Below are 13,554 nucleotides of genomic sequence, written 5' to 3' on the forward strand. Positions count from 1 at the left end.
TTCGCTCGAATGAACCCACATCTGGCGATGAAACCGCCAGATATGGGGGCACCCGGCTACACCCAAAGGAAACAGCGTTAGCCCATGAGGCCGAGATATGGGCTGGTGCCGAAGTTGATGAAGTTCGGAAAGACAGTCTTGACCTGACCGTCGGAGAGACCCATCCAGCGCGCGAGCGTTCCTGCATATTGTTCGACAGAAGTAGTCGGGATGAGGCGGCCTGCTCCCATATCGTTAGCCTGGTTGGAGCCGATGACAGGGTAGGTTCCGTACATGTCGCCGCCCTGGACTGCTCCTCCAGTGACGATGTGATGGCTCCCCCATCCATGGTCGGTGCCATCGCTGTTTGCAGTAAGGGTACGGCCGAAGTCGGAGGCGGTGAAGGCGGTGACGCTATCGCCCATGCCCATGGTCGTCATCACGGCATCGAAGTACTCAAGAGCAGACCCAAGCTGCGTGAGAAGTTTTGCATGTTGCGGCGCCTGGTTGTCGTGAGTATCGAAGCCTCCGAACTGCACGAAGAATATCTGGCCGCTGACGCCGAGAGAGCTTCTGCCGCCGATGATGCGTGCGACGGTTTGCAGCGATGTTGCCAGCGAGTTGTTGGTGAGCTTGCCGGTCACCGGATCGAGATACTGCGGCGGATTTGCGACGCCGGTCGGTCCCGCAGGTAGCATGGAACTTGCAAGCAGGGCCTGGGCCGCAATGGAGCGCTGCACGACAACCTCATACTCCTTTGCGAAGAGGTTGTTCTCGTCGGCGGAGAGGATGGAAGAGAGCGCGCTGCTGCCGGCCTGGCTGCCAAAGAGAGGATTCGCAAGGCCGCCGATTGGAATTGGTCCCGCAGACGTGACGTTAAGTTGGTACGAGGCCTGGCCCGAGAGAAAGAGAGCGACGCCGGCCGTGGAGATGCAGGTAAACGCAGAGTTGGAGTTCATGCTGGCGATGATGTCGGCCATAGCTCCGCCCCAGCCGGTGTGCACTCCACTGCCGCTGTTGGCAACGATGCCCTGCCATGCGGCCGTTTGATCGAAGTGCGAGTAGAGCGACGCAGGCAGCGGAACGGAATTGTTCTGTATCTGCGCCTTGCTGACAGGGGCGATCAGCGTTCCGGTGTTGGCAACAACGGCTGCGCGCCCCGAATTGAATAAATTCTGGATACCACCGAGGTTAGGATTGAGGGCGAAGCTGCGCCCGCTCTGCGGCGTTTTGAGGGTAATGGGCAACAGATCGCCCATGCTGTAGGCGAGACCGGGCGCTCCGGAACGTGCCTGAGTGAACGCATTGAACGAGCCGGAGTCCGTTGCGATGACAGTGCCGTGTCCGTCATTGCCTCCCGAGAGGAAGATGCACACAAGCGCCTTGTAGCCGGAGGCATTGTTCTGCTGGGCCAGGGCCGCTACAGAGTTCATCTCGATGAGAAATGGGCTGACGGACATGCCGGCCATCGAAGCCATTGCGGCATTGCGAAGAAATTGCCTGCGGGTTGGGTTGGAGCTGCTCATTGTGCACCTTCCTGGTTCTTCGTATCTTCGCGTTCGGCGGGGGAGAGCAAAGACGAACTACAGAGATTCTTCACTTCGTTCAGAATGACGGGCATTTTTCTTGCTCCGTTAGAATTGCGCGCTATAGGAGGGCGCGGCCATGGTGAGATATATCGCGGTCTTCACGCGGTTTGATAGTGCAGCGTTAATTGCATCGGTTCCAGAGGAAGGTATGGCGATCGCATTGACCGCGGAGATGATCTGGCTGCGCAGGGTGTTGTCCATGCGGCCAGCCATAAGCAGTAGATTGATGCGATCCACAAGCTGGTCAGGCGTTGCAGCGAGACCGATCTCCGTCGAGTAGCTGGAGAAGACATCGGGACCTCCTGCCGCGCCGGCGCCGATAGCGTTCTGCATGTAGTTGAGGTAGCCGACTACTGTGGAGACGTCGGTCATCTGCATCTCAGGCGCGAGCAGCCCGGCCTTTTCAATACTGGTGGCGGGAGGCGTGTAGCCGGGGGAGAACCAGTTGAAGACGCTGGGCGAACGGAGCGACATCTCGCCGAGGCCATAGATCGGGTCTTCGGTGCTCCCCAGGTTGTAGGAGCCGTTGCGCGACTGCGCGGTGAAGGCGCGCGCCCACTCGGTGTAGCGAATGAGCGCCTCGCGGACTTTGCCGTACTGCGCATCGGTTGCAACGGTTGCGGAGTCGCGCGCCTCCGGGTCCATAAGAATCGCCGTGATGACCGCCTTCATGTCTCCGCGCACGCCAAAGCCGTTGTTTTGGAATACAGCAGCCACTCTGCCGACATAGGCAGAGCTGGGGTTGCTGGTGACCATGTGCTGGATCATCTGTTTGGCGAAGAATGGCGGAAGATTCGGATGATTGAAGAGCGTGTCCAGTGCGATCTTGAGATCTCCCTCAGGATCGGGATTGGCCGAGGCGGGGATGGTTACGCCGAGAAAATCCTTCTCTGCAATGGAGTGGTGGTTGGGGAAGCTCTGCATGGGCAGAATGTCCTCGCCGAAGCCAGTGCCGACATAGGCGCAGCAGTTGGACCACGCATTTTCGCTCTTATCGCCAGGGATGTTCCAACTGAAGCCCGTCAGTACCTTGGCCATGCCCATGACGTCGTTGTTGTTATAGGTGGGAATGGGCTGTCCCGTGGGATCAAGCTTCCGCGTACCATCGGCGTTGAGCTGATAGAGGCCGATGGTAAAGAGCTGCATGACTTCGCGGGCGTAGTTCTCATCGGGATCGCGGTTGGCATCGCCTTTGTCGTTGCCGAGGTGCGAGAGGAACTTGCCCATCATCGGGCTTAGGGTGACGTCTTCAATAAGCTGGCGGAAGTTGCCGAAGGCATCGCCCCCAAGCACGTCGTAGTAGTTCGCCATACCTCGCGGCATGTTGCCAACGGCTGGATTGGTGCTGGAGATCACCATGATCTGGGTCAGCGCGTAGACCACCCGCTGGCGAAGCTGGTCGTTGCCTGCGATGGCCTGTTGCCAGAAGGATTGCTGAACGTAGCCCTCATTGAGATTGTTCTGCACGAACAAGGCTGCGTTGCACTTGAGATCGCCAGCGGCACAGGGAGGATTGTTGACGATGAGTTGCTGCTCCACGTAGGGCTTGTGAGGAACCAGCGGTTGATTGAACTGCTCCGCGAACCAGTCGGCATAGCCGATCTTCGAGAGGTGCCGTATGTCGCCATCGGTCGCGCCAAAGGTGGACTGCGCGAGAAACCGCGAGGCATCCTCTGGAGTAATAAGCGGAACGGGAGGATTGCCAGAGACCTGGGCGATGAGGTTCGCAGACGTTGCCGGGCCAGGCGCTGGATTGAGCACCTGGAGATCGAGGTTCCCGGGATCGGTAAGCGTGAGCGTGGCCGTAAGCTGTGTGCCGCTATTGAAAGTAGTGGGCACGGCAACGCCGTTCATCAAGACAGTAGCTCCATTAATGAAACGGTCGCCAGTGACGACAACGCTGGCTGAACCAACGTTGAACGTCATGGGAGACGCCGAGGCCAGGATCGGAATGGGATTCATCACGGCGATGTTCTGGCTGATTGAGACGGTGGGATCGTCGACGCTGATCGCAGTCAGCATGACCACGTTATTCGGAGCGGGCACAACAGCAGGCGCGGTGTAGGTGGCGCTGCCATCCCGATTGGCCACAACCGTTCCCAACTGCGTATTGCCGCCGTTGATTCCATTGACCTGCCAGACCATGCCCGTGTTGAGGGTGCCGGTAACAGTCAGTCCAATCCGGAGACTGTTGTTGACCCTGACGCTGGTGCCATCGCTCGTAACAACCTTGAGCATGACCTTGCCCGGCGTGACGGTGATGGGGATGACAGCCGAATTCGCCGCGCCCGGCTCCGGGTTACGCACGTAGAGGGAGTAGTTGCCGGGAAGCGGAGCCGATATGGAAGCCGCCAACTGGGTGGCAGAGACGTATGTCGTGGAGATCGGTGCGCCATTCCAGAAGATCTGCGCTCCATAGACAAAGCGCGAGCCGGTGATGGTGACCGTTGCGGTTCCTTCAGGAAAGGTCGACGGCGTGACAGAGGCTACTACAGGAATGGGATTGAGAATGGTGAATGCGACAGAACCAGGCTTGCCGTTAGGAAATTTTGTGGCGACGCTGGTAACCGTAACGACATTGCCTGGACTGGGTACGATGGCGGGGGCCGTATACAGACCATTGCCGTCGACAGTACCGAACCTGGCATTCCCTCCCTGTACCCCATTGACGGAGTAGACCAGTGCAGTCCCCGTGACATTGGCGGGCAGCCGGCTGATCTGGGCGGTATCGCCCGCGCGAAGCGTGTTCTGGCCTGCCGAGATCGAGGCGGCAAGATCCGGGTTGACGCCAGTGCCGCATCCTGCGATTACGCCGAGCAGACAGACGGAGAGCGCACTGAGCGCCGCGGAAAGTAGACAGTGTTTCCTTTGTGGCATGAACGCCCCGCATTCGTACATGCAACGTCGACTCCGGCGGTGCATTGATTGATCAGGCGGCAGTAAAGAGATACAGAGGATCCAGAGTTGAGATTAATGGCTTCAGAGGGGACTCACTGCTACTCGAAAGTTGTAGGGCGCCAGGACAACGTTTACACGAGACAACATGCTGAGATTCTTCGCTTCGCTCAGAATGACGGATCAACTGCCTGACTGCTCCGCGAATCAAATGACACGGTCTGTAGACAAAGCATGTAGGAGGTGCAGTAGACTTTCTTCGTAAAATAAAACGTTTTACTGCACCTGATCAGGAGGAGTTACATGGAAGTCTCACGCAGGAGTTTTCTGGGCGGCGCCGCAGCAGTGGCCGCGAGCTTTACGACACGAATCTCATACGGCCTGCCTTTGGGACTTCCTCCCGGAATACAGCTCTACAGCGTTCGGCAGCAGATGGCGGAAGACTTCGATGGCACCCTGGCCGCGGTCCGTGCCGCAGGCTTCCTCGAGGTCGAGTCGGCGTCTCTGCCGAAGAAGCCTGCCGCGGAGATTCGCGCCTCGCTCGACAAGGCCGGGTTGAAGTGTGTGAGTTCGCACCGCTCGTTTGCCGACGTGACGAAGAACCTTGATGCAACCATCGAATTCGAGAAGACGATTGGCGTGGGCTTCATCATCTGCCCCGGCCCAGGACGCAGGAATCCTCCCGCCCCCGGAACGAGGCCCGGCCCCCCGTCGATCGACGACTGGCAGTACAACGCGGAGGAGTTCAACAAGTCTGGCGAGAAGCTGAAGGCCGCAGGCATCAAGTTCGGCTATCACAATCACTATGTCGAGTTTGCGCCTGTGGACGGCAAGGTGCCCTATGAAGAACTGTTGCGCATCTGCGAGCCCGACAAAGTGACGTTTGAGCTGGACTGCGGATGGGCGAGGGTTGCCGGCGTGGACCCCGTCGCGCTGATGAAGAAGTATCCGCATCGGTTCTCGATGTTCCATGTGAAGGACTTCAAGCTTCCGGCGAATATCTCCTACGCGAACCACGAAGAAGCGAAGGTAACGGAGCTGGGACGTGGCTCGATCGACTACAAACCGATCTTTGCCCAGGCAGCAAAGAACCAGAAGATTATGCACGCGTTTGTCGAGCAGGAAGCGTTCGATATTCCCTGGAAGGAATCCCTGAAGGTGGATGCAGACTATCTGAAGGCCTTGAAGGTATAGGAGCAGAAAACAGAACGGCCATATCCCTTGTGGGATATGGCCGTTCTGTTTTGGATGAGCAAACCAGGTTAGACGACCTTCATCGCCTCCGGATTCCACTCGACAACCTTTCCCTTCTCCATGCTTAGGTTGGCCAGCAGGGCCGCGCCTGCGGCACGGAAGCCGAAGGTGGCGTCCTCGACAGGCTGGCGACGTGTGCGCACGGAGTTGAAGAAATTGACGAAATGGTCGTAGGTGTCGTTGTACCCCTTTGGCGCATCGAACCGCTCGATGTAAGGAGAGACCCCCGCGGTCTGCGTTGTGCTGGGATACTTCTTGCGGTAGTCGGCCAGCGCCTCCTTTTGCATGGCGTTGGCGAAGGTGGCTACGTTGTAGCCAGGATCCTTGGTCATCGGCTTGCGAGTAAGGATGACGGAATTCCCAGCGATCTCGATGAGTCCGTCGGAGCCGGTGAAGAGGAAACCTTCATTGTCGTCGGCGCCCGCAACGAAGTTGACCCTCAGACTGAGGTTGAACTCCTGCGGATAGTCGAAGAGCGCCAGCAGGACGTCGGGAGCGTTGCGGCCGTCTTTCCAGTAACGCAGGCCTCCGGTAGCCATGGCGCGGGTGGGGCCGGTTGATCCGGTGATGAAGTGCGTGCCGCTGAAGAGGTGGACGAAGAGGTCGCCAGCCACGCCTGAGCCATAGTCGCTCCACTTGCGCCACTGGAAGAAGCGCTCGCCATTCCAGGGAATCTTTGGCGCGGAGCCGAGAAAGCGAGGCCAGTCGCAGGTGGTCGTATTGGCGTCGGGGGGGACGGTGTAGTCCCATGCTCCCTGCGCCGTGCTGCGGTCCCAGTGCGCTGAGACCATGTTGAGTTTCCCGATTGCCCCTGAGGCGAGCAATTCCTTCGCTTTGGCATAAAGGATGGAGCTGACGCGCTGACTGCCAACCTGAAGAATGCGATTGGTCTTCTTTGCTGTAGCGATGAACTTGGGGCCGTCATCGTAGGTGTGAATCATCGGCTTTTCGCAGTAGACGTCCTTGCCTGCATTCATGGCATCGCAGGCGGCCTGCATGTGCCAGTGGTCCGGAGTTCCAACGATAACGGCGTCGATGTCGGGACGCGCAAGAATCTCCTTGTAGTCGCGAGTGGTGGCGACGTTGGCGCCCCATAGCTCCTTGGCATGGGTGAGGCGGCCGTCGTAGCAGTCGGCGACGGCAAGGAGCTTGACGTTGGGCACCTGGAGCGCGGTCGTCGTAATGCTCTGACCGCGGATACCTGCACCGATGAGGGCGATGTTGATCTGGTCGTTGGGCCCGAGAGTTCTCGCCCCGCTCTGCTGCGCTGCGAGCGCGCTGAGAGTTCCTGAAAATGCGGCGGCAGCCGAAGATGCCTGGATGAAGCGCCGCCTGCTGAGATTGCTCATGAAATTTTATTCTCCTTGCTTGAGAGCCTTGTTATTTGTCGTGATGTCGCGTGAAAGCCGAGTTCGCAATGGTGAAATCTGAAATTCAAAATGTACGTGCCATCTTACATCCGATAGATACAACGAGAGGGCCGGATCGGCCCCCTCGTGTTGCTGCATTGTCCCTCATTGGCTAGAACAGGACCTTCACGCCCAGCTGAAGCTGCCGGGGAGGGAAGGCCGATGAGATCGTCCCGAAGTTGCTGTTGCTGGCCGTAAGGTTGAGGCCATTGAAGTTGGTTCGGTTGAGGATATTGAACGCATCTGCCTGGACCTTCACCCTGACTCTCTCGGTAACGGGGAAGAACTTCGACAGCGTTGCATCCGTCTGCGCGAGACCGGGCCCCAGGATGGCGCCATAGGGAGCATTGCCGAACCGCGCCTGCGTCTTGGGAACCGCGACAAATGGCTTGGTTGAGTCATTGCAGCCGGTGCCGCTACCGTTATTCAGATAGCCACAGGTACCTGCGTGCGGGTTGTAGATACGTGCACCCTGAACATAGTCAGGACGCACACTCCCGAGGTTCACAAGCGAGTTGACCTGCACATTGTAGTAAGCACCGCTCTGAAGACGAGCGACACCGCTGACCTGCCATCCGCCAATCGCTTCGCGCACAAGCAGATTCTGCCCCTTGAACTCGGGAGCCTGAATAACAAAACTGGCCACGAAGGCGTGGCGGCGGTCGTTGACGAGGTACCCATAGTTGTAGCCGTTGCTGCTCCAGTTCTCCAGCGTCTGGTTATTGCCGTTGGAATCGCCGAGCGCCTTCGACCAGGTGTAGGCCAAAGTGGAGGTGACGAACCCTGCGCGCTTCGAGGCGAAGACCTGCAAAGCGTTGTAGTTGTAGTTGGAGTCGAAACGGTTGGAGTTGATGGCCGCGAATCCCTTGTAAGGACTGAAGATCGCAGTCGAAGAATAGGGGGTCGAGCTGTTTGCATTCGCCACCACAGCATTGAGGTCGGCGAAGTTGACATTCGGCTGGCGCAACTGATGATGCGAGACGCTGCCGACGTAGTTCATTTCAAGCAAGACCGTTCGTGTGACCTGACGCTGAAGACCAAAGCTGTACTGCCAGGTGTAGGGGTTCTTATTGAGCGGATCGATCGCGCTGATTGCCGCCTGCAGACCGGTGTTGTTGGCAGCGAGTGAGCCTACGGTTGCAAGGTTACCCGTGTCGAACTGGGTATTCTGCAGGAACGGCGCAAGGTTGAGCTGCGAGAAGATCAGGTTGCCTTGAGCGCGATAGAAGAAGAGCCCGATACCGCCGCGAATGGAGGTCTTGTCGTCGGCAGCGTAAGCAAACCCGAAACGCGGGCCCACAGATCCGCTCATCTTGTAGAAGCCGCGAGGCGCTCCTGCGGGAATGAGTGGGAACAACGCGGTGTTTACGTTCGGAACGCGAATCTGCTGATCCGATGGAACTCCGCCACCGGCCCGGACCAGGCCGTTATAGGGATTGCCAGATCCTGGAACAATGCGCCCGGCGGTCGTAACCGTGACGGCGTTCGCAGAGTTGTAGATCGATTTGTCGAAGTTCGAAGCGTTGTTGCCCTGTAGATACATGGGCTGAATCCACTGGTACCGCAGCCCCAGATCGAGACTGAGGCGGCGGGTGACCTTCCAGTTGTCCTGGACGAAGCCTTCGATCTGATTGAAGCGGAAGTGGCCCATCGGGTCGGCGCTTGCTTCGGAGTAGCTCTGGAAGTTGCCCAGGAACGCATCAGCCAGCGAGTAGCAGGTGGTGTTCGATGTCGCGTTCTTGCAGAGGCTCGACGTCGGCACAACGTTGAATGTAGCCGTTCCCGTGTAGTTGGAGCGCCCGTTCTGATCGACGCGGTCGCGGATATAGGCAGCGCCGAATTTGATATTGTGGTTGCCTTTGATCCACGTCATGTTGTCGGCAACCTGAATGTCGGTTGACGGCGACAGCAGGGCAAAGTTCGGTCCCTGGAAGCCGGCGAAGTTCGTAATGTTCACAATGGGAATTCCGTTGGGGTAAGGGCCAACGCCGGGATAAAGCTTGTTATACGTGAAGCCGTAGGTCTCTCGTTTCCAGTTGTTGCCGTAGGGCGGGATACGCTGAGCGGCCCAGCTTGTATTCGCCTGCGCCTGGTTGATGAGGTTGGAGCGGATGGCCCAGGTCCACGCGACGAGGTAGCTTTGGCCAGGACGGTTACGTGTTGTCGGCGTCGTGTTCAAGATGCCGCTGTTGGAGAACGTTCCGTATGGATCAATAAGGGTGTTCTGATCGTGGATCCAGCGCCCATAGACCGAGTGCTTCTGGTTGAGGATGTAGTCGAATCGAACCAGGTCCTGATGGAAGTTCAGAGGATTGGATGGGGCAAGGGTAAGGTTGTTGGTAGGAATGCCGCCATCGCGGAAGCTCAGGCCTGCCGCGGAGATGGTCTGATAGACCTTCGCAATCGCCTTGCCATCAGTGGTCATCAGCGACGCAATGTTGTTGTTGGGGATCGGCGTGGAGGTTCCGGGATAGTACAGCTGCGTCGGGCTGGAACCGGAGAGCAATGCGGAGAAGTCGCCATTCAGCATGGCCGTAGTCGGCACGGTGAACGTGCTCGCAACGGCTTGCTGACGAAGCCGCTTCCACTCCTCGCCAACGAAGAAGAAGAGCTTGTCCTTGATGACGGGGCCGCCGACATAGAAGCCGAAGTCGTTGTAGATGAGCTGCGTCTTCTTGCGGGCGATGTAGTTGGTGGCGTCGAGGTAGTTGTTGCGAAGGTACTCGAACGCGCCGCCGTGGAAGGAGTTCGTACCGCTCTTGGTGACGATGTTGAAGCTTGGGCCGGAGCTACGACCGTACTCCGCCGAGGCGTTCGAGGTGTCGATCTTGACCTCGCCGATAAAGTCGGCGCCCACGTTATTCATCAGCGATCCGTTGGATCCGGCCACCATGTTGAAGGCGCCATCAACCGTAAGGTTGTTCGTATCGCTGCGGTTTCCGTTGATCGTCTGATTGGTCGCCGCCAACGATGTGGTCACGGAGAAGATGTCGGGGTTGGTCACGACGGCGCCGGGGACGAGCGTGAGGAGCTGGGTGTAGTTGCGGCCGTTGAGCGCGAGGTTTTCGACCTGCTTGGAGTCAATGACGCGGGCAAGCTCGCCCGATGTGGTGTTGACGGTCTCAATCGCTCCGCCCTGGACTTCGACGACCTCAGTCGCCTGACCGAGGGGGAGAACGAAGTTCGAGGTGACCTTGGCGTCGGCCGTGATGGTCACACCGGACTGCTGCGCGGTACGGAAGCCGGTCTTGGCGACCGCGATGGAATAGGTGCCAATGGGCAGATTGGTGGCGATGAAATTTCCATTGCCATCGGAGGAGACAGTGCGCTTCGCCTGGGTGCTGATGTTGGTAATGGTCACCGCGGCGTCAGGGATGGCCGCGCCCGTAGGATCGTCGATGACACCGGCGATCTGGCCGAAGCTGCTCTGAGCATTCGTCTTCACCCCCGAGAACAACAGAAAAACCGCGAGCATGAACAGACCCGCCACCTTCCAGAATCTATATTGCATAACAACCTCCCATTAGTTTCATGAATGAACAAATGTCTCGTAAGAGTTGCGCTGTGTAGAACAATCTCTCCGAGCTAAACAATCAAGGTGCGCGAACTCGATTGCGCAGACCGACAGAACTTCGCAAAAGAAGATGCATCATTAACGAAGCCAGGCACGACGATTGTCAAGCCATAAAATCGATTTAGGAAGCAAGACTGTTCTTCTACAAAGGCTTATCGCCACTGAAGCTCTAGAATGATGAGTTGGTCAGGAGGAAGCAGATTCTCATTCGCTTCGCTCAGGGCAAGCTCTCCGCTTCGCTACGGAATGACAAACGAAAGATGCTACTGGATGACAAGGAGTAGAGGGACAGGTTCACCCTGGATTTATGCCACGAACTTCTCATGAAGCAAGGCCAGCATGAAGGCCATCCCGCTGAAGGCCAGCGCCTCAAATACGCTGGCCCACTCGTTGCCCACACCCGTATACGGATCGGCAATCGCTCGCGGAATGTGCAGCAGCAGCACCCAGGAGAAGATCATCACTCCTGTCAGCAACGAGGCCAGCCGCGCCACGGGCTTCACCATGATCCCCAGGCCGCCGGCGATCAGCGCCGTTCCCGCGAAGTATGTCCAGAACATCTGCGGCCCCGCCCACACCGGAATGAGCGTGGCCACGAACTTCGAGTACAGGAAGTGCTCTGCTCCGAAGAGCGCCAGCATCACGCCGAAGAAGTAGCGGCCCAGCGGCAGGGCCCGCTTCAGCCACTCAGGAAGCTCGGCGCCATCCTCACCGAACGAGAGCGCGGCGATCCACGCTCCACCGGCCAGCGCCAGCTCCTTCAATGTATTCGTCCACGCCCCAAGCACTGCGACATATTTGCTCGCTAATTGATTGGGTACGTGCGCAATCACCACCAGCGCGAGCAGCGCGACGCCGGTCCATGCCGCAACCTTTCGTCCGCGCAGGTTGAAGAGGATGCACACACCTGCCGCAGTCAGCGCAGCACCCACCGCGAGCACCCACAGCAGCCGCAGCGGCAGCCACGCAGGAAACTCCGGGACAGTCACGGGAGGAAAGTTCATGAAGAAGAAGTGCATCAGGCCGATCGACGCCAGCCCGATCGCAAAAAAGCAGCGACCCACGGGAAGAAGCCACTTTGACATGGCGAAAGTCTAGCCGACTCGACCGCGCATGCAATCGCCACTCATCCCATATTTGCAGCCAACTTCGCTGCGCGTTCCAGCCGCCTCTTCGCGTGGCGCGCACGCGCCTTCATCGCCGGCGTACCGCTTCGGAGAGCGCGTTCGATCATCTCCTCGGCGACCTCCTTCAGCGAAGCCTCGCCGCAGGCCAGCAGCCCGATCCCCTCAACGGCCGAGCAGCGAGCCACATTGCTCTCGTCCTCGAACAGCAGTTGCATCAGTCTCGCCGCTCGCAGCCTTTGCTGGCGCGTATGCGCCACGCGCGCGACGACCAGGCCCAGGTGCCACCGTGTCCGCGACTCCTCCGGAGCCAGCGCGGCCAGCAGCCCCGCAAGCTCGTCCGCATATCGCATGAGTGGCGCCGTATCGGCATCGGTGATCCTGCGCGCGACATCGGCCGCACGTTTGCGCTGATCCAAATCGTCGCCAAACATCGCGGCGACCAGCGCCTTGACCGCCGCGCGACTGCCCGCGATGTCACTCGCTGCGTGCCGCGCGCGGTCGAGGCCCCACTTGCCATTCGTCAGCGAGCGCACCGTCTCCGCCGCCACGTTCGCTAGTCCTTGACGGCGATGCCCATCAGCTCAAACCGCGCGTTGAACAGCAGCGTGCCCGAGCCAAGAAATGCCCGCGCGGGCAGCTTGCCCGTGAAGTACGTGCGATATACCGCATTGAACCGGTCGAACAGCGAGACGTCGCTGCAAAAGATCTGCACCGATACCAGGTTGTCCATCGTCAAACCAGCCATCGCCAGTACGCGCTGGATCTCCTGCAATACCAGGTGCGCCTCTTCCTCCGCTGTGTCCGGGACCTTCGTGGTGCCGGGAAGAAAGCCGATGCGGCCTGAGAGATAGAGCGTTTTGCCATCGACCAGCACGGCATCCGAAAAAGGCATGGCAGGATTGCTTGAAAAGTATTCGCGACTCATAGGTATACCACCGCAGTGTACGCGATGAGATACGGCTTAAATCAAGAAAGACTCCCTTGCGAGGGCCCTTTCACTTTTCCGGCATAGCGCTTTATTCTCCGGCTGCCGACGCTGGCGCGCGATGCGGTGTGCGGCGTGTTGCCTTCGCAATCGAGTGCGATGGCGTACGCGAGCTCTTGACGCGGCCATATGACCACTCCCGCACCGGCCCCACATCAACATGCACAAACTGATTGACCGGATAATAACCAACGCCACCCGCGCGCAAACTCAGCGCTGCATCGCGGAGCCGCGTCGTCGTCACACCGGGAACGCGAATGTCAATCGCCCTGGCCTGCATATGCTGGCTCTTCTCCGCCACGCCCGAGTTCGCCGAACGCGACCGCAGCAGATTGTTGCTCCACGGCGTCCTGTAGCCGCAGACGATGTCGATTTCGCCATTTGGCTTGCCCAGTTTCGCCAGCAGCGAATGCAGCAGGTCGAACTCCTTCGGGTCGTACTGGCTCTCGGTCTGCGTGCGATGGTCGCGCAGAAAGTAGTTCAGCTTTGCGATTCCATCCGGCAGGTAGGTATCGCCGACGCGGTAAACCACATCGATGCTCTCGCCCGTGTGCAGATGATGAAGCCGCAGGCGGTAGGCGTCGTCGGGTCGAACACTGGCGTTGGCATCCGCATCCTTCGCGCTGGCAAAACCATTGAGTCCTATTAAAGCTGCAATCGCCAGAGCAAAGCTCAGCCTGATACCTGTCCGCATTCCAAAATCCCCGGGGGTTCAATCTCTGTCAATCGATAATTGCAAATG

9 protein-coding genes are annotated in these 13,554 nt (G+C 58.7%); 1 reads left to right on the forward strand and 8 read right to left on the reverse strand.

The annotated features are described in order from the left end of the window. Window positions 1–77 precede the first annotated feature (77 nt). Window positions 78–1,505, reverse strand: a complete 1,428-nt coding sequence (locus JSS95_15855; GenBank protein ID MBS1801286.1) for a DUF1501 domain-containing protein — start codon at window positions 1,503–1,505, stop codon at window positions 78–80. Between the two features lie 108 nt (window positions 1,506–1,613). Further along, window positions 1,614–4,445, reverse strand: a complete 2,832-nt coding sequence (locus JSS95_15860; GenBank protein ID MBS1801287.1) for a DUF1800 domain-containing protein — start codon at window positions 4,443–4,445, stop codon at window positions 1,614–1,616. A gap of 321 nt (window positions 4,446–4,766) precedes the next feature. On the opposite strand from JSS95_15860, the gene JSS95_15865 reads away from it, so the two are divergent. Further along, window positions 4,767–5,657, forward strand: a complete 891-nt coding sequence (locus JSS95_15865) for a sugar phosphate isomerase/epimerase (protein ID MBS1801288.1) — start codon at window positions 4,767–4,769, stop codon at window positions 5,655–5,657. Window positions 5,658–5,725: 68 nt separating this feature from the next. Here the strand turns inward: JSS95_15865 and JSS95_15870 are convergent, their stop codons facing one another. The 6 genes from JSS95_15870 to JSS95_15895 form a co-directional block, all read right to left on the reverse strand. Beyond that, on the reverse strand, window positions 5,726–7,066 hold the full coding sequence (locus JSS95_15870) for a Gfo/Idh/MocA family oxidoreductase (protein MBS1801289.1): 1,341 nt from the start codon (window positions 7,064–7,066) through the stop codon (window positions 5,726–5,728). A 172-nt stretch (window positions 7,067–7,238) separates the two neighbouring features. Then, complete coding sequence (locus JSS95_15875) at window positions 7,239–10,637, reverse strand: TonB-dependent receptor (protein ID MBS1801290.1); 3,399 nt, start codon at window positions 10,635–10,637, stop codon at window positions 7,239–7,241. A gap of 368 nt (window positions 10,638–11,005) precedes the next feature. Next, entirely contained in the window at window positions 11,006–11,785 is a 780-nt protein-coding gene (locus JSS95_15880) for a hypothetical protein (GenBank protein ID MBS1801291.1), read from the reverse strand. Between the two features lie 41 nt (window positions 11,786–11,826). Continuing rightward, window positions 11,827–12,375, reverse strand: a complete 549-nt coding sequence (locus JSS95_15885) for a hypothetical protein (GenBank protein ID MBS1801292.1) — start codon at window positions 12,373–12,375, stop codon at window positions 11,827–11,829. 5 nt (window positions 12,376–12,380) lie between these two features. After that, window positions 12,381–12,752, reverse strand: a complete 372-nt coding sequence (locus JSS95_15890; GenBank protein MBS1801293.1) for a RidA family protein — start codon at window positions 12,750–12,752, stop codon at window positions 12,381–12,383. 91 nt (window positions 12,753–12,843) lie between these two features. After that, window positions 12,844–13,506: a DUF882 domain-containing protein gene (locus JSS95_15895; protein ID MBS1801294.1), complete on the reverse strand. Its 663-nt coding sequence runs from the start codon at window positions 13,504–13,506 to the stop codon at window positions 12,844–12,846. Window positions 13,507–13,554 lie beyond the last annotated feature (48 nt).

Source organism: Acidobacteriota bacterium, from assembly GCA_018268895.1.
Lineage (GTDB): Bacteria > Acidobacteriota > Terriglobia > Terriglobales > Acidobacteriaceae > Edaphobacter.